The sequence below is a fragment of the Rathayibacter sp. VKM Ac-2805 genome, assembly GCF_009834265.1.
Lineage (GTDB): Bacteria > Actinomycetota > Actinomycetes > Actinomycetales > Microbacteriaceae > Rathayibacter.
On record NZ_CP047185.1, the window covers coordinates 3,258,285 to 3,283,886 of the forward strand.

The window sequence follows — 25,602 nt, forward strand, 5'->3', positions numbered from 1 at the left end:
GCCATGAGCAGCGGCGTCCTGGAGGCGCGGGGCGTCTCGAAGAGCTTCGGGCGCGTCCGGGCCTTGACCGACGTGGGCATCACGGTGCGGCCGGGCGCCGTGCACGCCCTCGTCGGCGAGAACGGCGCGGGCAAGTCGACGCTCGCCCGCGTCCTCGCGGGACTCGAACGCCCGGACTCGGGCACCCTCCTGCTCGACGGCGCGCCCTACGCCCCCCGCGATCGCGCCGGCGCGAAAGCGCGCGGCGTGGACCTCGTGCCGCAGCAGCTGAGCCTCGTCGGCGAGCTGAGCCTGGTCGAGAACTACCTCGTGGTGGGGCGCCGAGCGCTCGTGCGCCGGCGCTCGGCCCGGGCCCTTCTCGCCGCGACGCTCGAGCGCGCCGGAGTGCAGGTCGATCTCGACGCGCCGACCGGCTCGCTGCCGCAGGCGCACCGGCAGCTCGGGGAGATCGTCGTCGCCCTCGCGGAGGGAGCGCACACCCTGATCCTCGACGAGCCGACCGCGAGCCTGGGCCCGCTCGAGGTCGGCGGGCTGATCGCGCATCTGCGCTCCCTCTGCGCTCTCGGCACCGCGATCGTGCTGATCACCCACCGGCTCGAGGAGGTGCGGGACGTGGCGGACGACATCACGGTCCTCTCGCACGGCGCGCTCGTGCACCGCGGCAGCGCCGAGGGACTCGACGCCCCGCAGATCGCACGCCTGATGGTCGGCGACCTCCCGGCTCCCGCGCCCCGCGCCCGCCGCGCGCCGGGGGACCCGGTCCTCGAGTGCTCCGGCCTCGTGGCCACCTCGACGAGGGATGCGGATCTCGACCGAGTGACCCTCTCCGTGCGTGCGGGGGAGGTCGTCGGGATCGCGGGCGTCGCCGGCAGCGGCCAGAACCTCCTCCTGGACGTCCTCAGCGGCGTCGTCCGACCCGACGAGGGCACGGTGCGGATGGCCGGTGCGGCGCCCGGCGCCTCCGCCGTCGACCTGCTGAACGCCGGGCTCGCCTGGATGCCCGAGGAGCGCGGCGACGCGATCGTGCCCCGGATGACCCTGGCGGAGAACCTCGCCGTCTACCGCAGCGCGGTCGGCGCCCCGCGCTCCGGCGACGCACCGGCCGCCGCCGACCTCCTGGAGGCCTTCGACGTCCGCCCCGCCGACCCGCGGCTGCCCGCCGGGGGCCTCTCCGGAGGCAACCAGCAGAAGCTGCTCGCGGCCCGCGAGCTCGGCGGCTCGCCCCGGGCCGTCCTCGCGCACGGCCCGACGCAGGGGCTCGACCTCCGCGCGTCGCAGGCGATCCGCTCCCGCCTGACCGGGCTCGCCGACGGCGGGGCCGCCGTGATCGTCGCCTCCCACGACCTGGAGGAGGTGCTCGCCGTGGCCGACCGGGTCCTGGTGATGTTCGCGGGCCGCGTCGTCGCCGATCTGCCGGTCGCCGAGGCCGACACCGCCCGTCTCGGCCGCGCGATGGCCGGCCTCTCGACCACCTCCGAAGGAGACCCCCGATGACCGACCGCTCCGACCTCCTCCCGACCGCCGCCGAGCTCGGCCGGCTGCGCGCCGTGGCCGTGGGCGCCGAGCGCCCCGATCTGATCGTGCGCGGCGGGCTCGTGCAGTCCCCCGGCACCGAGGAGTGGCTGGAGTGCGACGTGCTCGTGGCGGGCCGGCACATCGCGGCACTGACCCCGTGGGGCCACGTCGCCGAGGGCGGCGAGGAGATCGACGCGCGGGGCGCCCACGTCGTCCCCGCGTTCCTCGACGCGCACCTGCACATCGAGTACACCAACCTCACTCCGGGAGAGCTCGCGCGCCTCAGCGTGGCGCGCGGCACCGGGACGGTCCTGACGGATCCGAACGGCGCCGCCAACGTCTGGGGACCGCCTGGCATGGATCTGCTCACGCGGACGACGACGCCGCTGCGGATCTTCCAGCAGGTCTCCCCGACCACCCCCGCCTCGCAGGTGCTCGAGCGCGGCGGCGCCGTCATCCCCGAGGAGACCGTCCACGCCCGGCTCCTGGACGACGTGACCACGAGTCTCGGCGAGGGCAACCCCTTCGACTACGGCGAGGTGTCGACCGCGCGCTTCGCCGCCGCGCTCGCGGCCGGTCGGAGGATCACCGGCCACACCGCAGCGCAGACGCAGGAGTCGCTGTGGGGCTACCTCGCGGCGGGGGTCGGCGACGACCACAACTCCGCCACCGTCGAGGAGGTGCTCGAGCGCGTGCGTCTCGGAGCGATGATCACCGTGATGGGCGCCTCCCTCACCGACAACACCGTCCCTCTCTTCTCCGATCTCGACCGGATCGCGCCCGCCCTGCGGAGCCTGTGCTTCTGCGCGGACGACAAGCACGTCCTCGACCTGCACGAGGAAGGGCACATCGACCACCACGTGCGCCAGGCGATCCGCTTCGGGGTCGACCCGCAGCTGGCCTACCGGATGGCGACGACGCAGCCCGCCGGGTACTACCGGCTCGACCAGATCCTCGGCCTGATCGCTCCGTCGCGTCTGGCGGATCTGCAGGTGATCCCCGACCTCGCCGAGGTGCGCCCGAGCGTCGTCGTGATGGGGGGCCGCGTGGCCGCGCGGGACGGAGTCGCTCTGTTCGAGAACACTGACACGGTCCCCGACTGGACCGCCGGCACCGTCCGGCTCCCCGAGGTCCTCGATCCCGGGCTCCTGGCCCTGCCCGCGCCCGAGGAAGGTCCTGAGCGCGTGCGGGTGCGGGCGATGGAGATGCACAAGGGCTACTTCAAGCGGGCGTTCGATGCGGAGCTGCCCGTCTCGGACGGCCTGGTGCAGTCCGACACCGCGCAGGACGTGCTCAAGGTCGCCGTGATCGACCGCCACCACGGCGAGGCCCTGGCCGGCATCGGCTTCGTGAAGGGGTTCGGGCTGCGCCGCGGTGCGATCGCGATCACGATGAACTGCCCGAACATGAACGTCGCGGTCGTCGGCGCGAACGACGCCGACATGCTGGCGGCCGTCGAGGAGCTGCGGCGGATGCACGGAGGCTTCGTCACCGTCGCCGACGGGGAGGTCCTCGCGCGGGTCCCCCTGGAGGTCGGCGGCATGATGAGCGCCGCGCCCTTCGAGGAGACCGCCGAGGCCCTGCGCCGCGGACACGCCGCGACGCACGCGCTGGGCTGCACGATCCCGTCCCCCTACATCGTCCTGTCCTTCGTCGGCCTCTACGTCGTCCCCGATCTCGGCATCACCGAGCTCGGGCTCATCGACACTCCGACCCAGGCCTTCGTCGACGTGCTGCTGCCCGGGCCCGCCGACCGCTGCGCCCACGAGGGCGGGCACCGGTGAACGGCCTGGACCGCCGGCGCTGGCTGCTCGGCGCGATCGTCGTGCTGGCCGTCGTCGCGGTGGCCGCGGCGCTCATCCTGTTCGCGGGAGCAGACCCGCTGGTCGGCCTGCGGGGACTCGTCGAGGGCGTCTCCTCCTCCCCGTACCGCGTCGGCGAGGTGCTCGTCGGCGCCGTCCCGGTCGGCGTGGTCGCCCTGACGCTCGTCCCGGCCCTCCGGGCCGGCGTCTTCTCGGTCGGCGCCGAGGGGCAGATCGTGATGGGAGCGATCGCGGCGACGGCGGCGACCCTCGGCGTCGACTCCCTCACCGGCGGAGCAGCGCCCGGGCCGGTGCTCTGGCTCGCCGGCCTGCTCGCGGGAGCGGCAGGAGGCGCCGCGACCGCGCTCCTCCCCGCGTTCCTCGCCGTGCGCTGGCGCGTCAACGAGATCCTCAGCACTCTGCTGCTCAACTACATCGCGGCCGGCTTCCTCGGCTTCACCCTGCGGACCTGGCTCTCCAGCGGAGAGGCCACGGCGACGCCGCAGAGCGCGAAGCTGCCGGAGGCGGCGGCCCTGCCGATCCTCCTGCCGGGCACCCGCGCGCACTGGGGGCTGGTGATCGTCCTCGTCGTCGCAGTCCTCCTGATGCTGTGGCTCCGTACCGCGAGCAGCGCACGCCTGCGCGTGTTCGCGGAGCGGCCGACCCTGGCGCTGAGGCTGGGCTCCTCGCGGGCGCGGACCCTCTACTCGACGATGCTCGTCTCGGGAGCGGGGGCCGGAGCGGTCGGCTGGATCCAGGTCGCGGGAGTCAACGAGCGCCTGCTGAACTCCGTGTCCGGCGGAGTCGGCTTCTCGGGGCTCGCGGTCGCGCTGCTCGGCGGCCTCGCCCCGGTCGGCGTCGTCGTCGCGGCGCTCTTCTTCTCGGCGCTGACCGCCGGTGCGGTCGGCATGCAGTCCGCGACCGGCACCGTGCCGTCCTCGATCGCCGAGGTCGTCAAGGGAGTCCTTCTGATCGGAGTCGCCTGCATCGCGGCCTACCAGCGCCGCCCGGTCGTGGCGCCCGCCGAGCCGGAGTCCGGGATCGTCGAGCCGCCCGGCGAGGGGATCGCCGGCACCGTCGTCGAGGCCGAGCGAGAGGGGAGCGGGCGATGAGCGTCGACCTGTGGCTGTCGATCCTCGCCGGGACTCTCGTCCTGGCCTCTCCGCTCGTGCTCGCGGGCATCGGCGAGGGCGTCGTGGAGCGCGCCGGGCGGATCAACCTCGGCATCGAGGGGATGATGATCCTCGGCGCGTTCGCGGGGGTCTGGGCGGGCAGTGCCGCCGGGCCGGTCGCCGGGCTCGCCGCGGGGGCGGGGGTCGGCCTCCTCCTCGCCGCCGTGATGAACGTCGTCGTGCTCCGGCTGCGCGCGAACGAGCTGGTCATCGGGCTCGCCGTCACGATGCTCGGCCTCGGGCTCAGCACGTACCTCTTCCAGCTCTGGGTGCCGGCCGGCACGACGAACGTGACCGTCGAGACCCTGCCCCGAGTCCCCCTCGGGCCGCTCGCGGACCTCCCGCTCGTGGGCCCGGCGCTCTTCGTGCAGAGCCCCCTGGTCTACCTCGCGGCGGTCCTCCTCGTGGTCGCCTGGTGGGTGATGCGCTCGACCCGCTTCGGGCTCGCCGTGCGCGCCGTCGGCGCCGACCCCGCCTCGGCGGCGCTGCGCGGGGTGCGGGTGCAGCGGACCGGTGCCGCGGCGTTCCTCGTCGGAGGGACTCTCGCAGGGCTCGGCGGTGCGGCGATCACGGTCGGCACCATCGGCTCCTTCGCCCCGGACATCACGGCCGGACGCGGGTACATCGTCCTGGCCGTGGTGATCATGGGCCGCAGCCGTCCGCTCGGGATCGCTCTGGGCGCGCTGCTGTTCGCGTTCCTCCAGAGCTTCGCCCTGCTCGCGCAGTCCACCGCCCTGACCCTGCCGAGCGAGGTCTACCAGTCGCTGCCCTACGTCGTGACCCTCCTCGTCCTCGTCGTGACGTCGCGGCGCCGGCTGCGGCACCTCGGCCGCGCACGGCCCGCGCCCGCGAGTCCCCAGGAGCGGGCAGAATCGTCCGCGGAGAAGGCGGGGACGGGATGACGACCGACAACAGGAGGGTGCTCGCGGGCGTCCTGAGGTTCGTCCGCGACGCGGCGGCGGCGGGGGCGACCCTGCGCGGAGAGGTCGAGATCGCCGAGACGCTCGGCGTGAGCCGCAAGCAGGTGCGCGATGTGCTGGCCTCGCTGGAGCAGCAGGGCATCGTCCTGCGACGCCAGGGTGCGGCGACCGAGGTGGATCCCGTCGCGACGCGGTTGAGCGTGCGCTTCGAGGACCAGCTCGAGTACAGCCTCCTGCTCCAGCAGCACGGCTACGACAGCAGCGTCGAGGTCCTGGAGGTGTCGACCGTCGCCCTGCCCAAGCCGAGCGCGGATCTGCTGCGCACTCCGGCCGAGCAGCCCGCCGCCCGGATCGTGAAGCGGTGGCGCGCCGACGGCGAGGTGGCCATGCTCTCCTTCGGCACCATGCCGCTCCCCTACCCCCGCGCGGACGTCGACCTCGGGGACTCGATCTACAGCGCGGTCAAGCAGATGTGGGGCGAGGCGATCGCCTGGGAGGTGACGACGCCCTCCGCCGAGGTCCTCGGCGAGGCCGAGTCCGAGCTCTTCGAGCACCCCGCGGGCACCGCCGTCCTGACCCTCGACATCGTGGGCGTCGGCCTCAGCGGCCGCCGCCTGTTCCACGCGCGCGAGCTCCACCATCCCGGGCTGGTCTCGTACTCGATCATGCGCACCGTCCGGCCCCCGCAGGTCTTCTCGACCGCGCGGTACCAGTTCTGACCCCTCCCCCACGAACGGAGTCGCGATGCACGCTCGACCCTCCCCCTTCGCTCCGCCCGAGTCCGAACGGCGGTGGCTGGAGGTCGCGGCGACGATCGCGGCCGAGTGCGGGGCGACCGCGGAGTCGGACGACGCCTCGGGCGAGCTGCCGCTGCAGCACCTGCGCGCACTCTCCGCGAGCGGGCTCGACGCGGCCTTCCTCCCACGCGAGCACGGCGGCGAGGCCCTCTCCTACGCGGCGCTGGCGCACACCGTCCGGCTGCTCGCCTCCGCTCACCCCGCCGTCGCGGCCGTGTGGCTGATGCACCTCGGGGCGGCGCACGCCCTGGTGATGCAGTCCTCGCCCGAGGAGGCGTCCTTCTTCGCCGCGGAGCTGCGCCGGGGAGCGCGCTTCGCGAACGCGCTGTCCGAGGCGGCCGGCGGCAACCACTTCCTGAACTCGCACCAGGACGCGCCGTCCGTGGACGGCGGCTGGTCCCTCACCGGCCGGAAGCTGTTCGTCTCCGGTGCGGAGGCGGCCGAGCACTTCCTCGTGAACGTGCGGATCGACGGGGGGCCGGCCTTCTTCGGCGTCACCCGCGACGAGACCGTGTCCCTCCCTCCGCTGGATGCGACGATGGGGATGCGGGCGACCCGCAGCCGTGCCGTCGCGTTCGAGGGCACGCTCCTGTCCGCCTCGCGTCGCTGCGGGCCGCCGCCGGCCGACTACGCGAACCTGATCACCATCGGCTTCCCCGCGCTCTCGATCGGCATCGCGGAGGCGGCGCTCGATGCGCTGGTGGCCGGAGCACAGCGCGTGCGGACTCCCGGCGCCGCGCCGCTCGCCGAGGCTCCGTGGGTGCGCTCGGAGACCGGCGCGGTCGCCGCCGAGCTGCGAGCAGGACGACTCCTCGCCGAGAGCACCGCGTGGCTCGCCGATCAGAGGGACCCGTCGGCGCGCGACGCGGCGACCGAGGCCAAGATGCTCGCCAACGAGCTCGCGAAGAAGGCCGCCGCGCTCGCGCTCTCGGTCGGCGGCGGAGGCGCCTACCTCGCGCGCTCCCCCGTGCAGCGGATCTTCCGCGACGCGCAGGCCGGCGCCCTGATGGCCTACTCCGTGCCCTTCAGCCGGGAGGCCGTGGGAGCCGCGCTGCTCGACACCTGACCGGGCGGGGGCGCTGCGCCGAGGTGCCCGGGACGGTCGTCGACACGCCCGAACGGGTGCGGGCACGTCAGCGCCCGCTACTCGCGCAGGGCCTCCACGGCCTCGTGGAAGCTCGTCACGTCCGCCCGCACCCCGTCCGGCCCCAGCACCGTCCAGGTCGTGCCCGTGCGGATCAGGACGCCCAGCTCCTCGGCGGGCCGGCGGCGGGTGCGGCGCAGCTCGAGCACGAAGACTCCGGGACGCGCCTCTCTGATCTCGGGAGTGCGCCGGTCGGGCAGCATCACGAGTCCTCCCCGAGGGTCAGCGGTAGACGCTCCACTCCTTCTTCACGATCCGGCGCTCCTCGCCGTCGACCGCGACGATCCACTCGCCGTCCTTCTTGGCCACGACCCGCCCGCGCAGGTACTGCGGCTCCCAGCCGTCGGCCTTGTTGACCCACTTCACGAACCGCGCGAACCGCCCCGGTGCCACGTCGTCTCTGGACATCTCTCGACTCCCCTCGTCGTCACCGGCACGTCCATCGCCCTCCGTCAGGAGAGCACCTCGCCCAGCGCGAGGGGGACCTCTCCTGTGAGGTCTCGAAGCCGGTTCACCGACGGTAGAACGCGCTCCTCACTACGGACGAGACCGTTGACTGATCGACGATCGTCTGGCAGTGGGGTCAGGATGCGGCAGCGGAATCAGGAGTCGAACAGCACGTGCGGCCGTCCGGCGTCGACGATCACGCGGGCGCGCACCCCGTAGACGTCCGCGATCAGCGCCGGGGTGAGCACCTCCTCCGGGGTGCCGCCCGCGACCACGCGCCCCTCGCGCAGCACCAGCAGCGCGTCGCAGAAGAGGGCCGCGAGGTTGAGGTCGTGCAGCGCGACGACCGTGGTCACCGGCAGCGCCCGCACCAGGGCCAGCAGCTCCAGCTGATGGCGGATGTCGAGGTGGTTGGTCGGCTCGTCCAGCAGCAGCTCGCGCGGCTCCTGCGCGAGCGCCCGGGCGATGTGCGCGCGCTGCCGCTCGCCGCCCGAGAGGGTGTGCCAGAGGTCGTCGGCCTTCGCCTCGAGGCCCACCTGCTCGAGGGCGCGATCGATCGCGCTCAGGTCCTCGGCCGTGTCCCCGCCCAGGAGGGAGCGGTGCGGGGTGCGCCCCAGCCGGACGACGTCGCGGACGGGGAGGTCCGCCTCCGTCTCGGCCTGCTGCGTCACCGTGGCCACGGCCCGGGCGACCTCGCGGCGGCGGAGCGAGCGGAGCGGCGCGCCGTCGAGGGTGACGACGCCGGCGTCCGGAGCCGCGGTGCCCTGCAGCAGCCGCAGCAGCGACGACTTGCCCGAGCCGTTGGGCCCGAGCAGTCCCACGGTCGAGCCGGGAGCGGGGCGGAGCGAGACCCCGTCGACCACCAGGCGGCCGCCCCGGCGCCACGAGACCCGGTCGGCCTCGAGCGTCACGAGCGGCCCCTCCGCCGCAGGAGCAGCAGCATGAACACCGGCACGCCGACGAGTGCCGTGCCGACCCCCACCGGCAGCGGAGTCGGCGCGAACGCCACCCGCGACCCTGCGTCGACCCACACCAGGAACACCGCGCCGAGCAGGATCGTCGCCGGGATCACCCGCGAGTGCCGCTGCCCGAACACGAGTCGCGCGGCGTGCGGCAGCACCAGCCCCACGAAGCCGATCGCGCCGGCGATGCTCACCAGGGTCGCCGTCAGCAGGGCCGTCACCACCAGCAGGAGGAGGCGGGTGCGGCCCACGTGCACGCCGAGCGACGCGGCCACGTCCTCCCCGAAGGCGAACGCGTCGAGCGTGCGCGCCGCGGCGAGGCAGACCACGGAGCCGAGCAGCACGACGCCCCCGCTCAGCGCCGCGTCGTCCCAGCGCATGCCCTCGAGGGAGCCGAGCAGCCAGAACATCACGCCGCGCGTCTCGTCCGAGTCGGCGAGCGCGAACACGATCAGCGAGGTCAGCGCCGAGAACAGCTGCGTGCTCGCCACCCCCGCCAGGATCACGCCGGAGGTGCCGCCCGCCGAGAACCGCGTGAGCAGCAGCACGAAGCCGAAGGCGACCAGCGCGCCGACGAAGGCGCCTCCGGAGAGCCCGACCACTCCTCCGCCGACCCCGAGCACGCCGACGAGCACCGCGCCCGTGGACGCTCCGGAGGAGACGCCCAGCACGAACGGGTCGGCGAGTGGATTGCGCAGCAGCGACTGCAGGATCACTCCGCACACGCCGAGCCCCGCCCCGCAGGCCGCGGCCACGAGTGCGCGCGGGAGGCGCTCCTGCCAGACGATCGCGTCCTCGGCCGCACGCACCGGGACGGAGGCGAGCCCGAGGTGGTTGAGGAGGATGTCGCGCACGTTCACGAGCGAGACGTCGGCCGGGCCGAGGGTCACCGCGACGCCGACCGAGAGCGCCAGCGCGAGCAGCCCGCCGACGACCAGCGCCGCGGCGACCAGGCCCCGCGGCACCCGGCGGACGAGGACCGTGCTCGTGCCCGTGCCCGTGCTCAGAGCGAGGCCCCGTTCTCGTCCCACCAGGCGCGGATCTTCTCGAGCCCGTCGACGAAGCGGATCGACGGGTTCATCTCGGCGCCGTGGAGCGCGATGAAGCGGCCGCCCTGCACCGCGGGCAGGCTGCTCGTCAGCGGGTCGGAGCGGAGGAATGCGGTCTTGTCGTCGAGGCGGTCACCGGGGAAGCGGTCGCGCTGCAGGTCGCCGAGGACCAGGACGTCCGGGTCGGCCGCGACGACGCTCTCCCAGCCGACGGCGGGCCAGTCCTCCGTGCGGTCGGCGAAGACGTTGGTCATGCCGGTCGTGGTGCCGAGCATCGAGGCGAAGTTGTAGCCGCCGGCCATGTAGGGCGTCTTGGTGTCGGCGAACCAGAAGGCGACGCTCCGGCCGCCGAGGTCGACCCCCTCGGTGGCGGCGGCGGCGCGCTCCTGCAGCTGCGCGACCAGGGCGTCACCGCGCTGCTGCACGTCGAAGACCTCGGCCAGCTCGTGGATCTCCTGATAGAGGACGTCGACGGTCAGCGGGACGGTGCGCGTGCCGCTCCCGCCGTTGACGCTCGCTCCGTTGTCGCAGTCGGAGGGGGCGAGGTAGGAGCCGATCCCCGTCTCGGCGAGGCGGTCGCGCGAGGCGACGCCCTCGGGCGCGTAGTGCCGGCCGAAGGAGGCCGTGACGAAGTCCGGGTCGGCGCCGAGCAGCACCTCGTAGGTGGGCGCGTTGTCGGCCAGGCGCGGCACGCTCTCGTTCGCGGAGGCGAGGGTCGCGAGCACGGGGTCGGTCCAGGAGGCGGTGCCGACCATCCGGTCCTCGAGGCCGAGGGACAGCAGGATCTCGGTCGAGTTCTGGTCGAGGGAGACGACCCGCTGCGGAGGGGCGGTGACGGTGGTCGTGGTGCCGCAGTCGTCCAGCGTGAGCGGGTACGAGGTCGTGCCCTCCCCCGCGGCGGCCGTGCTCTCGGGCTCGATCTGCTCGGAGGCGCCGCAGCCGGTGAGGGCGAGCAGGGTCAGGGCGGCGAGGGCGAGGGCGGCGGGGCGCCGTCGGTGCGTGGACATGGATCTCCCGTGGTTCGTGGGCGTCGGTCGTCGGCCCGGTGCGCGGGCCTTGTTCGTGGGCCCGGCGCGGAGCCGGGGTAAGCATAGCCTTACCTCACTTCGACCCGTCCATTCGCGCCAGTCGATCCGCGCCACCGACCCTCGGCCGCCCTCGGCCCGGCCCGCCGGCGACTCCGGAGGAGTCGCCGTGGTCGCGCGCGAGGACGGCGGCTGCCGAGTCCTCACCGCGCTCAGAAGGCCCGGAACAGCCGAGTAAGCGGACACCTGTCGCGCACCTCGCCTCCGCAGCCCCCAACCAGGTGGACAGCACCCCGGACACGGTTCCCCTGGGGGCGGGAGAGCGCGATCCTGGACAGCGACGCTCGACGGCGCCCGCCCCACCGCCCTCCGACCGTCACAGAAGGATCCTGTTGCCCCGCCACTCCGCCCGCACCGCCCCCTCCGGCCGGTCCGCGCTGGTGCGCAAGGCCGATGCGTCCGGCTACCGGCCCGAGATCGAGGGACTGCGCGCCGTCGCGTCCCTCCTGGTCGCGACGTTCCACATCTGGCTGGGCCGCGTCTCCGGAGGCGTCGACGTCTTCTTCGTGATCGCCGGGTTCCTCACCACCCTCACCCTCCTCGGCCAGATCCGCCGGTTCGGGCGCGTGCGTCCGATCGCCTTCCTCCGGAGGCTCGCCTCGCGGCTCTTCCCGGCGGCCGCGGTGGTGCTGGTCGTCGTCGCGGCGCTCGCTCCGCTCCTCCTGCGCCCCTCGCAGCTGCTGCAGACCTTCACCGAGGTGCTCGCCTCGACCTTCTACGTCGAGAACGTCGCGCTCGCGCGGGCCGGAGTGGACTACCTCGCGCAGGACGACTTCCACTCGCCGGTGCAGAACTTCTGGGCGATGTCGGTGCAGGGGCAGTTCTACCTGGTCTGGCTCGCCCTGGTGCTCGTCGCGACCCTCGCCGCCGTGCTGCTGCGACGACGCGCGCAGCTGCCGCGGTTCCTGCTGGCGCTCGTCGCGGCGCTCACCGTCCTCTCGTTCGCGTTCTCGGTCGTGCTGGTCGGGATCGACCAGCCGACCGCGTACTACAGCACCCTCGCCCGCTCGTGGGAGTTCGGGCTCGGCTCGCTCGCGGCCCTCGTGCTCCCGGGACTGGCGATCCCGGCGACCCTGCGGACGGTCGCCGGGTGGTTGGGGCTGATCGGAGTCGTCTCCTGCGGGTTCGTGCTCCAGGTCTCGAGTGCGTTCCCCGGCACCGCCGCGCTCTGGCCGACCCTCTCGGCGGTGCTCGTGCTCGTCGCCGGGACCGGCCCCGCCCCGGAGCGCGGCGTCGGCCGACTGCTGGCCCTGCGCCCGCTCGTGTGGCTGGGCGGCCTGAGCTACGGGATCTACCTCTGGCACTGGCCACTCCTGGTCTTCTGGCGCGAGAGCACCAGCGAGGACCCGACCGCCCTCGCGGGCCTGGGCGTCATCGCCGCCGCGATCCTCCTGGCCGCCGCCTCGAAGCGCTTCCTCGAGGACCCCCTCCACCGCCGCGCCCCCGCCGAGCGCCCGCACCGCCTCCGCGCGCTCGCCCCGGCGGCCCTGCTGGCCGTCGCCGCCCTGGTCGGAGCGACGGGCCTCACCGGAACGAACGCCGCGATCGCCGCCGACCTCACCCGCGCGCACGCCCTCCCCGTCTCGACCGAGGGCTGCGTCGGAGCCGCGGCGCTCGCGAACGCCTGCCCCGACTCCTGGACCACGAGCCTGCCCGCCGTCGACGCCTCGGAGGACGGCTCCGCCCTGAACACCGACGAGTGCAGCACGGGCAACTCCGGCACCGCGCTCAAGGAGTGCCGCTTCGGCGATCCCGACGGCCTCCGCGTGCTGCTCATCGGCAACTCGCACGCGGCGTCGTTCTTCCCGGCGCTGCGCGGCGTCGCGGAGGAGCGCGGCTGGGACCTGCACACCTACTACAAGACGGGCTGCGTCTTCTCGACCGCGGAGCGGCGCGACGACTCCGCCTCCTCCCGCCGCTCCTGCGACGTCTGGAACGGGAAGCTGCAGGAGGAGCTCGCGGGCCAGGAGCCGTACGCGCTCGTCGTCACCGCCTACTCCGCGAAGAAGTCCGTGTTCGTCGACGCGTCCGGCACCCCCGACGAGCAGGCCGGCATCGACGGGTTCCACGAGTCGTGGGCGCCGCTGATCGCCCGCGGATCCACGGTGGTCGCGATCCGCGACAATCCGGTGCTGCCCTCGCTCTCCCTGCTGGCCTGCGCCGAGGAGCCGGGCTCCGCGGCCGACTGCAGCGTGCCGCTCGACGAGGCCTTCGCCGACCGCGAGCTGATGGCCGCCGCCGCCGAGGACTGGCCGGGCGCCGCCGCCGTCGACCTCACCCGCTGGTTCTGCGACGACCGCGGCTGCCCCCTCGTGATCGGCGGAGTGAAGGTGTACCGCGACCTCGGGCACCTCACCGAGTCCTACGCCCGGACCCTGGCGCCCTACCTCGGCGAGGCGCTGGACCCGCTGGTCGGCTGAGGGCCCTCGCGCTCGCCTCCGGACGCATGCAAGACTGTTTATACGAACAGGGATCGGAGGAGCCGATGGGCCACTCTCACGGCGTTCCGGCCGGCTCCGCCGCCGCGCGGCACCGGCGTCCGCTCGTGGCCGCCTTCGTGCTGACCGCGGCGTTCATGGTCGTCGAGTTCGCGGTCGGAGTCGCGACGGGCTCGCTCGCGCTGCTCTCGGACGCCGCGCACATGGGCACCGATGTGCTGGCGCTCGGGATGTCGATCGCCGCGATCTCGCTCGCCGCCCGCCCCGCCGCGAAGGGCCGCACCTACGGCTCCTACCGCCTCGAAGTGCTGGCCGCCCTCGCCAACGGCCTGCTGCTGTTCGCTGTCGCCGCGTTCGTGATCGTCGAGGCCGTCCGCCGCTTCGCCGAGCCGCCCGCGGTGCCCGGCGGCCCCCTCCTGATCACCGCCGTCGTGGGCCTGGCGGTCAACCTCGTGAGCCTGCGCCTGCTGTCGGCCGGGGCGAAGGAGAGCATCACCCTCCGCGGAGCCTCCCTCGAGGTGCTCGGCGACGCACTCGGCTCGATCGGCGTGATCGTCGCGGCGATCGTGCTGCTCACCACCGGTTGGGCGTGGGCGGATCCGATCGTCGGCGTGCTGATCGGGCTGCTGATCCTTCCCCGCACCTGGTCGCTGACGCGGCAGGCGCTGGGGATCCTGATGGAGTCGGCCCCCGCGCACGTCGACCTCGCAGCGCTCGAGCGCGACGTCTGCGCCGTCCCCGGCGTGCTCGCGCTGCACGACCTGCACGTGTGGACGATCACCTCGGGCATGGAGAGCGCCACCGGCCACGTGGTCGTCGCCCCCGACGCCGACTACCGCACCGCGCTCTCGCGGGTGCTCGCCGTCCTCCGCGAGCGCCACGGCATCGACCACGCGACCATCCAGTGCGAGCCCGAGGCCTTCCCGGAGACGACGCACCGCGTCTGAGCGCGGGGGTGTCGCGGCGCGCGGCCGCACGCCTCCGCATGCCCACGACACTCCAGGAGTCGTCGCACCCGTCGCCGACTGCGACGACTCCCGGCTTCTCGACGCTGCGGGGCCCCGCCCACCTCTGAGCACCTTCCGATTGTTGACGTGAACATGTACAGTCGGCCGTCAGGGCGCGTTCACGTGAACATGCCCGCATTTCGATGGCGAAAGAGAGACCGCATCAATGTCGATGTCCTTCAGAAGGGTCGCCGCGCTCGCCACGAGCGCCGCCCTGGCCACAGGAGCACTGCTGGCGATCCCCGCCGCAGCGGCCCCCGCTCAGGCCGCGGACGCGTTCCGCATCACGCCGAACCCCGCCGCCGCCGGTGAGGCGTTCGAGGGCTGGGGCACCAGCCTCGTCTGGTTCGCGAACGCGACGGGCAACTACCCCGAGGCCCTCCGCGAAGACCTCTACCAGAAGGTCTTCGGCGACAGCGGCCTCGACCTCAACATCGCCCGCTACAACATCGGCGGCGGCAACGCCTCCGATGTGAAGGACTACCTCCGCCCGGGCGGCGCCGTCGAGGGCTGGTGGAAGCCGAACCCGGCCGGCGACGCGTCGACCTACGGCGGCACCTCCACGAAGCTCGCCGACCGCGACGCGCTCCTGGCCAAGTGGAACGCGGACGACCCCGCCGGCTACGACTGGACCGCCGACGAGACGCAGCGCTGGTGGGTCGAGAGGCTCGCCGAGGAGAAGCAGATCTCGCACTGGGAGGCGTTCTCCAACTCCGCCCCGTACTTCATGACCGAGAGCGGCTACGTCTCGGGCGGCTTCGACGCGAACAGCGAGCAGCTGAAGCCCGCCGCCGAGGAGCAGTTCGCGAAGTACCTCGTGAAGGTCACCGAGCACATGGAGGACGAGTACGGCATCGAGTTCGACACGCTCGACCCCTTCAACGAGCCGAACACGAACTACTGGGGCACGCAGCTCTCCAACGGCGTCCCGACCGGCGGACGCCAGGAGGGAATGCACGTCGGACCGACGCGCCAAGCGGGTCTGATCCCCGACGTCGCCGCCGCGCTGGACGCCTCGACCACCGACGCCGGCCTCGCCGCGATGGACGAGACCAACCCCGACATCTTCGCCACGAACTGGGCCGCCTACTCCGCCGCGATCCGCGCCGAGGTCGACCGGATGAACGTCCACACCTACGGCACCTCGGGCCGCCTCAAGGTCCGCGACCTCGCGAAGCAGGCCGACACCGACCTGTGGATGAGCGAGATCGAGGGCAACTGGGTCACCGGCTTCGACCCCACCAACATGGAGAACGGCCTCGGCATCGCCGGCCGCATCAACGACGACCTGCGCGAGCTCGAGCCGAAGGCGTGGGTGCTCTGGCAGCCCGTCGAGGACTACTACAACATGCAGCAGCCCAAGCCCAAGGGCGAGAACCTCAACTGGGGCTCCGTCTACATCGACCTGGACTGCAAGCCGTACCAGGAGAACGGGACCGAGGTCTGGAAGTCGGTCCGCCGCGTCGCCGACGCCGGTGGCGACTCCACCAAGGCCCCGGTCTGCGGCGTCGAGACGAACTCGAAGTTCAACACCATCCGGAACTTCACCAAGTTCATCCACGAGGGCGACCACCTGATGCCCTCGAACGACACCTCCTCCACCGCCGCCGTCCGCGGCGACGGCTCGGGCGCGACCGTCGTGCACACCAACAGCACCGCGACCGAGAAGACCGTCGTGCTCGACCTCTCCCGCTTCGGCACCATCGCCGACACCGCGACGGTCACCCCCTACGTCACCACGAAGGCCTCCTCGGCCGCCGCTCCCACGAGCAACGCCCTGGTCGCGAAGACGCCGGTGAGCGTCGACCGCATCTCGCGCACCGCCACGATCACCGTGCCCGCCAAGTCGGTCACGAGCTTCTCGATCGACGGAGTCTCGGGAGTCGCCGACTCCGCCCCCGCCCTGCGCGACGGCCACCGCTACCAGCTGGTCGGCACCCAGAGCGGCAAGGCCCTGACCGGCAACCCCTCGGGCGCCGCGACCACGATCACCGGCCTCGCCACCGACTCCGCCACGGCCGCCAAGCAGACCTGGACGGTCCGCGAGGTCGCCGCCGGCGAGCGCGAGGCCACCCGCCGCGTCGTCCTCGTCAACGGCGACGGACGCGTGCTCGGAGCCACGACCGCCGGCACCGACCTGCGCTCGCTGTCCGTCGACGCGGCGAAGACGACCGCCGCGACCCGCTGGATCGTCAACACCACCGACGGCGTGAACTTCTCGCTCGTCAACGAGTCGATCGCCCAGTCGCTCGACGTGAACGGCGGCTCCAGCGCCGACAACGCGTCGGTCGGCGTCTACACCTCCAACGGCGGAGCGAACCAGTCGTGGTCCCTCCGCGACCTCGCCCCGGCCGCCGGCCAGACGATCGCGATCCGCACCACCGCGGGCGTCGCCCCGACCCTGCCCGCGAGCATCACCCCGCAGTACTCCTGGGGAGCCGGCGCACCGCTCGCCGTCACCTGGCAGCGCCCCGCGGACTCGGCGTACGGCGCGGCCGGCCGCGTCGAGGTGCCCGGCACCGCGACCGACCTCTACGGCCAGACGATCACGGTCACCGCGCTCGTCGACATCGGCGGGCTGACCGCGACCGACCCCGTGTCGGTCACGGCCGCCGCGGGCGCCTCGGTCGCCGGAGTGAAGGCCTCGGCCCCGACCACGGTCCCCGCCCGCGTGGGCGCCTCGGCCAGCACCTTCCCGGTGCCGGTCGTCTGGGACTGGACGCCGCTCACCGCCGCCTCCCTCGCCCAGCCCGGGCAGGTGACGGTGTCGGGAACGGCGACCGCCGACGGCGCGACGCTCCCCGCCACGCTCACGGTGCTCGTCACCCAGGGCACGCTCCGCAACTTCAACCCGGACGCCGGCATCGTCGCGACCGCGTCGTCGTCGGAGTCGGGCTACGGACCGGAGCGCACCCGCAACGGCGTCGACGGCGACAAGGGCTGGTCGAACTGGACCAGCGGCACCAAGGCCGCGCAGAGCTCGCTGACCTACACCTTCCCCTCGACCCACCAGGTCGAGAAGGTGTCGGTGCAGTTCCTGGCCGACGGCGGCACCAGCTGGGCGCAGACCTACCAGCTGCAGTACCAGGCCGCTGACAGCACGACCTGGACCGCGGTCCCCGGCTACGAGTCGGCCGTGGCCCTCGCGTCGCCGGCCGGCGGAACGGCTCCGACCCTGGTCGCGTCGTTCGCGCCCGTCACGGCCAAGGCCTTCCGCGTCGTGATGAACGCCTACGACAACACGCACCTGATCGTGGCCGAGACCAAGCTCTACGAGTCGGTCGCCTCGCCCGCCGCGGTCGCCACCCTGGGCGCCCTGCGCGTCGGAGGAGCAGGCATCGCCGGATTCGACCCGGCCCGCACCTCCTACGCGGTCACCGTCGAGGGCACGGCGATGCCGGTGATCGGAGCAGTGGCGACCGACTCGGCGGCCACCGTGCGGATCACCCAGCCGACGACGGCGAACGGCGGAGTCGCGACCATCGCGGTCCGCGCGGCCGACGGCTCCGTCACCTCGACCACGACGGTGACGGTGACCCTGAAGGCGCCCGCCGCCCTCGCGGTCGCGGTCACGGCGACCACCCGCTGCATCGCCGGCAAGGTGACGCTCACCGTCGCGGCGAAGAACGAGTCCGGCGTGCCGGTCTCGATGACCATCGCGACGCCCTCCGGGTCGAAGCAGGTCACCGGAGTCGCGCCCGGCGCGAGCGGCAGCGCCGCGTTCACCACGCGCGCGGCCTCGGTGCCGGCCGGCCAGGCCACCGTCACCGCGACGGGCACGGTCGACGGTGAGCAGGTCACCTCGGTGGCGACGGGAGCGTACGCGGCCCGCAGCTGCTGACGCCCCCTCCGACACGGACCGCCTCCGCCCCTCCGGGGACGGGGGCGGTCCGTCGTTCATCGAGAGCGGCGCTGCGGGGGCGGCGCGTCGCGGGATCCCGATACGACCGCGGCGCGGGCTACTCGATCAGCGTGGATCCGTGCCGGTCGGGCAGCCGCACACCTCCGCGCCGGTGGAGCGACCGCGCACCCCCATGCCGGTCGACCGGCCGCCGCACGCGGAGTACCGAGACCCCGCTCAGTGCCCCGCGGCCGCCTCGTCGCGGGTGCGCAGGCGCGAGACGCCCAATACGACGGCCGCGATGACCAGGCCCAGCACGAGGCCGAAGATCATCGACACGAAGGTGTCCGCCAGCCACACGACGACCGGGCCCGCGCCCTCGACCGCGTGGGTGACGACGTGCACGAGGTCGTACGGACCGTGCCACACCGTCTCGGCGAGGTTCGCGACGACCAGGTGCCCGCCGACCCAGAGCATGGCGAGCGTCCCGATGATGCTGATCGCGCGGAACACGACCGGCATCGACGCGACGATCCTCGCTCCGGTGCGCCGCACGCCGCGGGCCGCGTTCTTCATCAGGCGCAGGCCCACGTCGTCGATCTTCACGAGCAGCGCGACGGCGCCGTACACGAGCACGGTCATCCCGAGCCCGACGACCAGGAGCGCGCCGAGCGTGGGCCAGATGCCGAAGTCGGGGTCGAGGCCGTCGAGCGCGATCAGCATGATCTCGGTGCTCAGGATGAGGTCGGTGCGGATGGCGCCGAAGACGAGCTTCTTCTCGTCGCGCGCCTCCGTCTCGTGGCCGCCGTGCGAGACGCCGAACCACTCGAGCACCTTCTCCGCCCCCTCGAAGCAGAGGAACGCGCCGCCGAGGATCAGCAGGTACGGCAGCACCTGCGGCGCGAACGCCGAGAGCAGCAGCGCCAGCGGGATGATGATGACGAACTTGTTGAACAGGCTCCCCAGCGCGATCCGCCCGACCACCGGGAGCTCCCGCGCGGGCGTGAGCCCCTGCACGTACTGCGGGGTGACGGCCGCGTCGTCGATCACGACGCCCGCCGTCTTGGCGCTCGCCTTCAGGGCGGCGGTGAGGATGTCATCGACAACCGCGAGCAGGCCGACCGACATGTGCGTCTCCTTGGCTGGGGTGGGGCGCCCCGCCGAGACGGCGATGAGCGGATTCACAGTATCGCGGCCTAGGCGCGCGGCTCCTCCGTGGCCTCGTCGTAGACGGCGAGCAGCCGGTCGAGGAACGACAGCACCGCGGCGCTCTCGGCCGGATCGAGGCTCGCGACGAGCTCCTCCACGCCCGCGATCAGCGGAGCGACGCGGGCCTGGGCGCGGGCCGCCGAGCGGTCGGTCGCGGTCACGATCAGCTTGCGCCCGTCGGAGGGGTGCCGGTCGCGGCGGACGTGCCCGGCCGCCTCCAGCCGGTTCAGCACGAGCGTCGTGGCGGCCGTCGAGATCCCGAGGCGGCGGGCGAGCTCGGTCGGCGTGAGCGGACCCGCGGCGAGCAGATGCGTCATGGCCGAGAGGCCGGGCGCGTCGACCGACAACGAGCGGCTCAGCGACTGCTCGAAGAGGCGCTGCCGCTCCGTCACCTGGCGCACGCGGGTGCGGATGCCGAGGTCGCCGTCCCGGGATTCCGCTGCCATCCCCACAGGATACCGGTGTAGTTTGCCAATCTCATTGATAATCAACGATTGGAGCGACATGCGCGTCCTCATCTCCGGAGCGAGCATCGCTGGCCCGGCGCTCGCCTTCTGGCTGCACCGCTACGGCTGGGAGACCACGATCGTCGAGCGCGCCCCCGCCCTGCGCCTCGGCGGCCAGAACATCGACGTCCGCGGCGCGGGCCGCGAGGTGGCCCGCCGCATGGGTCTCGAGGACGACATCCGCGCCGCGACGACGGGCGAGGTCGGCACCCGCTTCATCGGGCGCGGCGGACGGACGCTGGCGGAGTTCCCCGCGGGCACCTCCGACTCCGGAGGCGCCACCGCCGAGCTCGAGATCCTGCGGGGCGACCTGGCAGAGCTGCTCGTCGCCCGCACGGCGGAGCACACCGAGTACCGCTTCGGCGACACGATCACCGGCCTGGACCAGACCCGGGGAGGCGTCGTCGCATCCTTCGCGCACGCCTCCGACGAGCGCTTCGATCTGGTCGTCGCCGCCGACGGCATCGGCTCGAGCACCCGCCGACTCGTCGTCGGAGACGAGCCCGAGATCCGCTCGCTCGGCCTGGAGACCTCCTGGGCGACCATCCCGCGCACCGCTGCGGACGACGACTGGTGGCGCTGGTACGTCGCCGGGCGCGGCCGCAGCATCACCCTCCGCCCCGATCCGCACGGCACTCTGCGGGTGGCGTTCTCGTACCTGAGCGATCGGACGGTGCGCCGCGGCGTCGACGAGCAGCGGGCGCGGCTGCGCGAGGTCTTCGGCGACGCCGGCTGGGAGGCGCAGCGCGCGCTCGACGGGATCGACGCCGCCGACGACCTCTACTCCGAGGCCGTCGGGCAGGTGCGCGCCCCCCGCTGGTCGAGCGGCCGAGCAGTGCTCGTCGGCGACGCCGCCTACTGCGCGTCACCGGTGAGCGGGATGGGCACGAGCCTCTCGCTCACCGGCGCCTACGTCCTCGCCGGCGAGCTGGCGGCCCACGTCGATCCGCGCGACGGCCTCGCCGGCTACGAGCGCCGCCTCCGCCCGTACGTCGACCAGGCGCAGAGCCTCCCGCCGGGCACCCCGCGACTGGCCCACCCCCGCACGCGCGCCGGAGTCGCCGTGCTCGGAGCCGGCGTGCGCCTCGCAGCGACCCCTCTCGCCGGCCGGCTCGCGGGCCGCTTCTTCACGCCCCCCGCCGAGGCGATCGACCTGCCCGACTACGGCCATCTCGAACAGGCCTGACGCCGCAGGATCAGGCCGGCGCCGGTCCGGTGCTCTCGCGGACGATGAGTCGGGTCGGCACGAGCGAGACGCCGGTGCGCTCGCCCGACTCGAGCTCGCGCAGGAGGATGTCGACCGAGCGGCGGCCCGTGTCGCCGAAGAACTGGCGCACCGTCGTCAGCGGCGGCCAGAAGCTCGCCGACTCCTGCATGTCGTCGAAGCCGACGACGCTCACCTCGCCCGGCACGGCGCGTCCGGCCTCGTGCAGCGCGCGCAGCACGCCGAGCGCCATCTGGTCGTTGGCGGCGAAGATCGCGGTGACCTCCGGATCGGCGGCCAGGCGCTTGCCGAGCCGGTAGCCGGAGTCGGTGGACCAGTCTCCGACCAGCACCTCCGGCACCGGGGCGCCGCGCTCGATCAGGGTCGACTCCCACGCCTCGTGGCGGCGCTCGGCGGAGTAGGAGCGGTCCGGGCCGGCGATGTGGTGCACGGTCCGGTGGCCGAGTCCGAGCAGGTGCTCGACGGCCTGGCGGGCGCCCGACATCTGGTCGGTGTCGACCACCGGGTACTTGTCGCCCCCGGCGGAGTCGACGACCACCACGGGCAGGTCCGGAGGGAGGACGATGTCGGCCTCGTCGAGCAGGTGCGCCTCGACGATGATGATGACGCCGTCGACCGCCTCCTCGCTCAGCCGGTGGAATGCGACCGACACCTCGCCCTGGGTGGGGTGGGAGACGGGGATGAGGGTGATCGAGTAGCCCGCATCGGCGGCCGCGATCGCGATGGCGTCGAGGGTGCGCATGTTGCCGAACGAGGACAGTGTGAACATGATCACCCCGATGCTGTGGAAGCGGCCCGTCCGCAGCGCCCGCGCCGCGCTGTTGGGCCGGTAGCCGAGGGCCCGCATCGCCTCGAGGACCCGCTCGCGCGTCTCGCCGTCGACGTTCTGCTTGCCGTTCGACACCCGCGAGACCGTCTGGCCCGAGACGTTCGCGCGCCGGGCCACGTCGGCCATCGAGACGCCGCGTCGCGGCCGGGTGGACGGGGACGGGCGGTCGGTCTCGAGTGACATGGGCTTCCCTTTATAGCGCGCCGCCCGTCAACCGTGGTGCATCGTGCGCCGGATCGTGACGCAGGATCAGTCGCGGGTGGCGACGTGAACATGCTACGGTGACGCTCTGCCATGTTGACGTGAACATGACGGACCCGCACTACTCCCCCGAACGGAATCCCATGACGACGACGTCTCCCCCCGTCCCGCTGAGCGAGGTCGCCCCTCCGGCGTCCCCCCTCGCGGCCCCGAAGTCGCGGGCGAAGAGCGAGTGGAAGGGCCTGGCGTTCGTCACCCCCTTCCTCGTCGTCTTCCTCCTGGTCTTCATCGCCCCGGTCGTCTACTCGATCTACCTCAGCCTCTTCCGCGAGCAGCTGGTGGGCGGCAACTCCTTCGTCGGCTTCGCGAACTACGCCGCGATCTTCACCGACCCGAACTTCTGGGAGGGCTTCGGCCGCGTCCTGCTGTTCCTGGTCGTGCAGGTCCCCGTGATGCTCGTGCTGGCCCTCGTCGCGGCCCTTGCGATCGACAGCGGGCGCCTCCACGGCACCGGCTTCTTCCGCATCGTGGTCTTCCTCCCCTACGCCGTCCCCGCGGTCGTCGCGGTGCTGATGTGGGGCTTCATCTACGGCGACAACTTCGGCCTGGCCGCGAACGTCAACGACCTGCTCGGCTCCGACGTCGTCCAGCCCTTCTCGCGCGACTGGATCCTCGCCTCGATCGGCAACATCGTCACGTGGGAGTTCGTGGGCTACAACATGCTCATCTTCTACTCCGCGCTGAAGACGATCCCCGGCGAGCTCTACGAGGCGGCCGAGATCGACGGCGCCGGCCCGATGCGCGTCATCCGCTCGATCAAGCTGCCCGCCCTGCGCGGCGCGATCGTCATCGCCACGATCTTCTCGATCATCGGCAGCTTCCAGCTGTTCAACGAGCCGAACATCCTCCGGACGCTGGCGCCGAACATCATCACCACCTACTTCACCCCGAACATGTACGCCTACAACCTGTCCTTCGCCGGTCAGCAGTACAACGCGTCGGCCACGGTCGCCATCGTCATGGGCGTGATCACCGCGGTGATCGCCTACGTCGTGCAGCTCCGCGGCGCGCGGAAGGAGAACTGATGGCCCTCGCGACCGCTCCCCGGACGCCCGCCCGCGCCCCGAAGCGCCCGGCCGCCCGCCGCGGCTCCTCGGTGCAGCCCAAGAAGTCGATCGCCTTCACCCTGCTGATGTCGGTCTTCATCCTCTACAGCCTCGTGCCGCTGGCCTGGCTGGTCATCAACGCGACGAAGACGCAGGCCGGCCTGCTCTCGAGCTTCGGCCTCTGGTTCGACGGCGACTTCGTCTTCTTCCAGAACATCGCCGACACCCTCAGCTACCGCGACGGGATCTTCCTCCGCTGGCTCGGCAACACCCTGCTCTACGTCGTCGTCGGCGCCGGAGGAGCGACGCTCCTGGCCACGCTCGCCGGCTACGGCCTCGCGAAGTTCCGCTTCACGGGCCGCAAGGCGGTCTTCGCCGTGGTGCTCGGAGCGATCGCGGTCCCCGGCACGGCCCTCGCCGTCCCGACGTTCCTCATGTTCAGCCAGCTCGGCCTGACCAACACCCCGTGGGCGATCATCATCCCCTCGTTGATCAGCCCGTTCGGCCTGTACCTGGTGTGGGTCTACGCGGTGGAGTCGGTGCCCACCGAGCTGCTCGAAGCGGCGCGGATGGACGGGGCGGGCGAGTTCCGCACCTTCTTCACCATCTCCATCCGCCTCCTCGCCCCCGGCATCGTGACCGTGCTGCTGTTCTCGGTCGTCGCGACCTGGAACAACTACTTCCTCCCGCTGATCATGCTGAGCGACCCCACCTGGTACCCGCTCACCGTCGGCCTCAACCAGTGGAACGCGCAGGCCACCGGCGTCAGCGCGCAGCCGATCTACAACCTCGTGATCACGGGCTCGCTCCTCACGATCATCCCCATCGTCGTCGCCTTCCTCGGACTCCAGCGCTTCTGGCAGTCCGGTCTGAGCGCCGGCAGCGTCAAGGGCTGAGCCCTCCCCCTACCCATCCCCCGGCCGGAGCGTCCTGCCCCGTCCACAGCACCCGCAGCACGAAGAAGTGAAGGGAAACACCACCATGAAGATCGCCCGTTCCGCCCTCAGGCGGACCCTGACGGTCGCGGCCGTCGCGGCCCTGGCCGCCGGCTCCCTCGCGGCCTGCTCGTCCACCTCCGGTGGCGGCACGACCACGAGCGCCGGCTCCGCCGCCGACCTCGACTCCGCCCTCGAGGCCGGTGGCAAGATCACGTACTGGAGCTGGACCCCCAGCGCCGAGGCGCAGGTCGCCGCGTTCGAGAAGGCCTACCCGAAGGTCGACGTCGAGCTCGTCAACGCCGGCACCAACAAGGACGAGTACACCAAGCTCGAGAACGCGATCAAGGCCGGCTCGGGCGCCCCCGACGTCGTCCAGATCGAGTACTACGCCATGCCGCAGTTCGCGCTGTCGGACTCGCTCCTCGACCTGTCGCAGTACGGCATGGGCGACCTCGAGGACAAGTACTCCGCCTCCACCTGGGGCAGCGTCAACATCGACGGCAAGCTCGTCGGCCTCCCGCAGGACTCGGGCCCCATGGCGCTGTTCTACAACAAGACCGTCTTCGACCAGTACGGCATCGCCGTCCCCGCCACCTGGGACGAGTACGTCGCCGCGGCCGAGAAGCTGCACACCGCCGACCCGTCGAAGTACATCACCGCCGACACCGGCGACGCCGGCTTCGCGACCAGCATGATCTGGCAGGCGGGCGGCGAGCCGTTCACCACCGACGGCACGGACGTGAAGATCGACCTCGCCGACGAGGGCACCGCCAAGTGGACCGGCGTCTGGAACCAGCTCGTCGAGAAGAAGCTGCTCTCGGACACCCCCGCCTGGGGCGACGAGTGGTACAAGGGTCTCGCCGACGGCTCCATCGCCTCCCTGGTGACCGGCGCCTGGATGCCCGGCGTGCTGGAGTCCAGCGTCCCCGACGCCTCCGGCGACTGGGCCGTCGCGCCGATCCCGACCTACGACGGCACCGCCGTCAGCGCCGAGAACGGCGGTGGCGGCCAGTCCGTCACCAAGCAGAGCGAGAACCCGGCGCTGGCCGCCGCGTTCCTGCGCTGGCTGAACAGCGACCAGGCCTCGGTCGACGTCTTCCTGCAGAGCGGCGGATTCCCGTCGACCACGGCCGACCTCGACAGCTCGGACTTCACCGGTCAGGAGTCGGAGTACTTCGGCGGCCAGAAGATCAACGAGGTGCTGACCCAGGCCTCGAAGGACGTCCGCTCCGGCTGGTCGTACCTGCCCTACCAGGTCTACGCGAACAGCGTCTTCGGCGACACCGTCGGCCAGGCGTACGCCAACGGCACCAGCCTCGACCAGGGCCTCGCCGACTGGCAGAGCAAGCTCGTCCAGTACGGCAACGCGCAGGGCTTCACCGTCTCGGAGTAGCACCACTGCTCGACGA

At 72.7% G+C, this 25,602-nt stretch carries 21 protein-coding genes; 13 read left to right on the forward strand and 8 right to left on the reverse strand.

Annotated elements, in window-relative coordinates; genetic code table 11:
- Nucleotides 1-3 precede the first annotated feature (3 nt).
- Genes GSU40_RS15245 through GSU40_RS15270 form a run of 6 tightly spaced genes read left to right on the forward strand, consistent with a single transcriptional unit; the run spans nt 4 to nt 7,272 of the window.
- Nucleotides 4-1,494: an ATP-binding cassette domain-containing protein gene (locus GSU40_RS15245; RefSeq protein ID WP_160035646.1), complete on the forward strand. Its 1,491-nt coding sequence runs from the start codon at nt 4-6 to the stop codon at nt 1,492-1,494.
- Complete coding sequence (locus GSU40_RS15250; protein WP_104329801.1) at nt 1,491-3,299, forward strand: adenine deaminase C-terminal domain-containing protein; 1,809 nt, start codon at nt 1,491-1,493, stop codon at nt 3,297-3,299. The genes GSU40_RS15245 and GSU40_RS15250 overlap by 4 nt, the downstream gene beginning before the upstream one ends.
- Entirely contained in the window at nt 3,296-4,429 is a 1,134-nt protein-coding gene (locus tag GSU40_RS15255; protein WP_160035648.1) for a hypothetical protein, read from the forward strand. The genes GSU40_RS15250 and GSU40_RS15255 overlap by 4 nt, the downstream gene beginning before the upstream one ends.
- Nucleotides 4,426-5,391 carry an ABC transporter permease gene (locus GSU40_RS15260; protein WP_160035650.1) on the forward strand — a complete coding sequence of 322 codons (966 nt, stop codon included), beginning with the start codon at nt 4,426-4,428 and terminating at the stop codon, nt 5,389-5,391. Before GSU40_RS15255 ends, GSU40_RS15260 begins: the two co-directional genes overlap by 4 nt.
- Nucleotides 5,388-6,128, forward strand: coding sequence for a GntR family transcriptional regulator (locus tag GSU40_RS15265; protein ID WP_160035652.1), 741 nt, complete (start codon nt 5,388-5,390; stop codon nt 6,126-6,128). Before GSU40_RS15260 ends, GSU40_RS15265 begins: the two co-directional genes overlap by 4 nt.
- Before the next feature lie 25 nt (nt 6,129-6,153).
- Entirely contained in the window at nt 6,154-7,272 is a 1,119-nt protein-coding gene (locus tag GSU40_RS15270) for an acyl-CoA dehydrogenase family protein (protein WP_160035654.1), read from the forward strand.
- A 77-nt stretch (nt 7,273-7,349) separates the two neighbouring features.
- Here GSU40_RS15270 and GSU40_RS15275 read toward each other — a convergent pair whose 3' ends face one another.
- The 5 genes from GSU40_RS15275 to GSU40_RS15295 all read right to left on the reverse strand — a co-directional run bounded on the left by GSU40_RS15275 (nt 7,350) and on the right by GSU40_RS15295 (nt 10,815).
- Nucleotides 7,350-7,556, reverse strand: coding sequence for a hypothetical protein (locus GSU40_RS15275; protein ID WP_160035656.1), 207 nt, complete (start codon nt 7,554-7,556; stop codon nt 7,350-7,352).
- Between the two features lie 16 nt (nt 7,557-7,572).
- Nucleotides 7,573-7,758, reverse strand: coding sequence for a hypothetical protein (locus GSU40_RS15280; RefSeq protein WP_104223398.1), 186 nt, complete (start codon nt 7,756-7,758; stop codon nt 7,573-7,575).
- 194 nt (nt 7,759-7,952) lie between these two features.
- Complete coding sequence (locus GSU40_RS15285) at nt 7,953-8,708, reverse strand: ABC transporter ATP-binding protein (protein WP_160035658.1); 756 nt, start codon at nt 8,706-8,708, stop codon at nt 7,953-7,955.
- Nucleotides 8,705-9,724 carry an iron chelate uptake ABC transporter family permease subunit gene (locus tag GSU40_RS15290; RefSeq protein ID WP_244229682.1) on the reverse strand — a complete coding sequence of 340 codons (1,020 nt, stop codon included), beginning with the start codon at nt 9,722-9,724 and terminating at the stop codon, nt 8,705-8,707. Before GSU40_RS15290 ends, GSU40_RS15285 begins: the two co-directional genes overlap by 4 nt.
- 38 nt (nt 9,725-9,762) lie before the next feature.
- Entirely contained in the window at nt 9,763-10,815 is a 1,053-nt protein-coding gene (locus GSU40_RS15295) for an ABC transporter substrate-binding protein (protein WP_160035662.1), read from the reverse strand.
- 410 nt (nt 10,816-11,225) lie between these two features.
- Here GSU40_RS15295 and GSU40_RS15300 point away from each other — a divergent pair, with 410 nt between their 5' ends.
- The 3 genes from GSU40_RS15300 to GSU40_RS15310 all read left to right on the forward strand — a co-directional run bounded on the left by GSU40_RS15300 (nt 11,226) and on the right by GSU40_RS15310 (nt 18,179).
- Nucleotides 11,226-13,313, forward strand: a complete 2,088-nt coding sequence (locus GSU40_RS15300; RefSeq protein ID WP_160035664.1) for an acyltransferase family protein — start codon at nt 11,226-11,228, stop codon at nt 13,311-13,313.
- A gap of 65 nt (nt 13,314-13,378) precedes the next feature.
- Nucleotides 13,379-14,278: a cation diffusion facilitator family transporter gene (locus GSU40_RS15305; protein WP_104226358.1), complete on the forward strand. Its 900-nt coding sequence runs from the start codon at nt 13,379-13,381 to the stop codon at nt 14,276-14,278.
- Between the two features lie 232 nt (nt 14,279-14,510).
- A complete protein-coding gene (locus GSU40_RS15310) occupies nt 14,511-18,179 on the forward strand; it encodes a glycoside hydrolase (protein WP_160035666.1) in 3,669 nt (1,222 codons plus the stop codon).
- Nucleotides 18,180-18,416: 237 nt separating this feature from the next.
- Here GSU40_RS15310 and GSU40_RS15315 read toward each other — a convergent pair whose 3' ends face one another.
- Together GSU40_RS15315 and GSU40_RS15320 are read right to left on the reverse strand one after the other, a co-directional pair.
- Nucleotides 18,417-19,307, reverse strand: coding sequence for a DUF808 domain-containing protein (locus GSU40_RS15315; protein WP_160035668.1), 891 nt, complete (start codon nt 19,305-19,307; stop codon nt 18,417-18,419).
- 68 nt (nt 19,308-19,375) lie between these two features.
- Nucleotides 19,376-19,834: a MarR family transcriptional regulator gene (locus GSU40_RS15320; RefSeq protein ID WP_159916193.1), complete on the reverse strand. Its 459-nt coding sequence runs from the start codon at nt 19,832-19,834 to the stop codon at nt 19,376-19,378.
- 58 nt (nt 19,835-19,892) lie between these two features.
- Here GSU40_RS15320 and GSU40_RS15325 point away from each other — a divergent pair, with 58 nt between their 5' ends.
- Nucleotides 19,893-21,080: an FAD-dependent monooxygenase gene (locus GSU40_RS15325; RefSeq protein WP_160035670.1), complete on the forward strand. Its 1,188-nt coding sequence runs from the start codon at nt 19,893-19,895 to the stop codon at nt 21,078-21,080.
- A 10-nt stretch (nt 21,081-21,090) separates the two neighbouring features.
- On the opposite strand, the gene GSU40_RS15330 is transcribed toward GSU40_RS15325, so the two are convergent.
- Nucleotides 21,091-22,131 carry a LacI family DNA-binding transcriptional regulator gene (locus GSU40_RS15330; protein ID WP_160035672.1) on the reverse strand — a complete coding sequence of 347 codons (1,041 nt, stop codon included), beginning with the start codon at nt 22,129-22,131 and terminating at the stop codon, nt 21,091-21,093.
- A 161-nt stretch (nt 22,132-22,292) separates the two neighbouring features.
- Between GSU40_RS15330 and GSU40_RS15335 the strand changes: the two genes are divergently transcribed.
- From GSU40_RS15335 to GSU40_RS15345, 3 genes are all read left to right on the forward strand, one after another.
- Nucleotides 22,293-23,234, forward strand: coding sequence for a sugar ABC transporter permease (locus GSU40_RS15335; RefSeq protein ID WP_160035674.1), 942 nt, complete (start codon nt 22,293-22,295; stop codon nt 23,232-23,234).
- Nucleotides 23,234-24,151: a carbohydrate ABC transporter permease gene (locus GSU40_RS15340; RefSeq protein WP_104223406.1), complete on the forward strand. Its 918-nt coding sequence runs from the start codon at nt 23,234-23,236 to the stop codon at nt 24,149-24,151. Before GSU40_RS15335 ends, GSU40_RS15340 begins: the two co-directional genes overlap by 1 nt.
- An 85-nt stretch (nt 24,152-24,236) precedes the next feature.
- Entirely contained in the window at nt 24,237-25,586 is a 1,350-nt protein-coding gene (locus tag GSU40_RS15345; protein ID WP_104223423.1) for a sugar ABC transporter substrate-binding protein, read from the forward strand.
- Nucleotides 25,587-25,602: the final 16 nt, after the last annotated feature.

Bases quoted from the DNA above. Each gene is read 5' to 3' on its own strand.
- GSU40_RS15295 (WP_160035662.1), bottom strand. From the start codon at position 10,815: ATGTCCACGCACCGACGGCGCCCCGCCGCCCTCGCCCTCGCCGCCCTG.
- GSU40_RS15335 (WP_160035674.1), top strand. From the start codon at position 22,293: ATGACGACGACGTCTCCCCCCGTCCCGCTGAGCGAGGTCGCCCCTCCG.
- GSU40_RS15315 (WP_160035668.1), bottom strand. From the start codon at position 19,307: ATGTCGGTCGGCCTGCTCGCGGTTGTCGATGACATCCTCACCGCCGCC.
- GSU40_RS15260 (WP_160035650.1), top strand. From the start codon at position 4,426: ATGAGCGTCGACCTGTGGCTGTCGATCCTCGCCGGGACTCTCGTCCTG.
- GSU40_RS15250 (WP_104329801.1), top strand. From the start codon at position 1,491: ATGACCGACCGCTCCGACCTCCTCCCGACCGCCGCCGAGCTCGGCCGG.
- GSU40_RS15330 (WP_160035672.1), bottom strand. From the start codon at position 22,131: ATGTCACTCGAGACCGACCGCCCGTCCCCGTCCACCCGGCCGCGACGC.
- GSU40_RS15265 (WP_160035652.1), top strand. From the start codon at position 5,388: ATGACGACCGACAACAGGAGGGTGCTCGCGGGCGTCCTGAGGTTCGTC.
- GSU40_RS15305 (WP_104226358.1), top strand. From the start codon at position 13,379: ATGGGCCACTCTCACGGCGTTCCGGCCGGCTCCGCCGCCGCGCGGCAC.
- GSU40_RS15340 (WP_104223406.1), top strand. From the start codon at position 23,234: ATGGCCCTCGCGACCGCTCCCCGGACGCCCGCCCGCGCCCCGAAGCGC.
- GSU40_RS15310 (WP_160035666.1), top strand. From the start codon at position 14,511: ATGTCCTTCAGAAGGGTCGCCGCGCTCGCCACGAGCGCCGCCCTGGCC.
- GSU40_RS15245 (WP_160035646.1), top strand. From the start codon at position 4: ATGAGCAGCGGCGTCCTGGAGGCGCGGGGCGTCTCGAAGAGCTTCGGG.
- GSU40_RS15345 (WP_104223423.1), top strand. From the start codon at position 24,237: ATGAAGATCGCCCGTTCCGCCCTCAGGCGGACCCTGACGGTCGCGGCC.
- GSU40_RS15325 (WP_160035670.1), top strand. From the start codon at position 19,893: ATGCGCGTCCTCATCTCCGGAGCGAGCATCGCTGGCCCGGCGCTCGCC.
- GSU40_RS15320 (WP_159916193.1), bottom strand. From the start codon at position 19,834: ATGGCAGCGGAATCCCGGGACGGCGACCTCGGCATCCGCACCCGCGTG.
- GSU40_RS15270 (WP_160035654.1), top strand. From the start codon at position 6,154: ATGCACGCTCGACCCTCCCCCTTCGCTCCGCCCGAGTCCGAACGGCGG.
- GSU40_RS15280 (WP_104223398.1), bottom strand. From the start codon at position 7,758: ATGTCCAGAGACGACGTGGCACCGGGGCGGTTCGCGCGGTTCGTGAAG.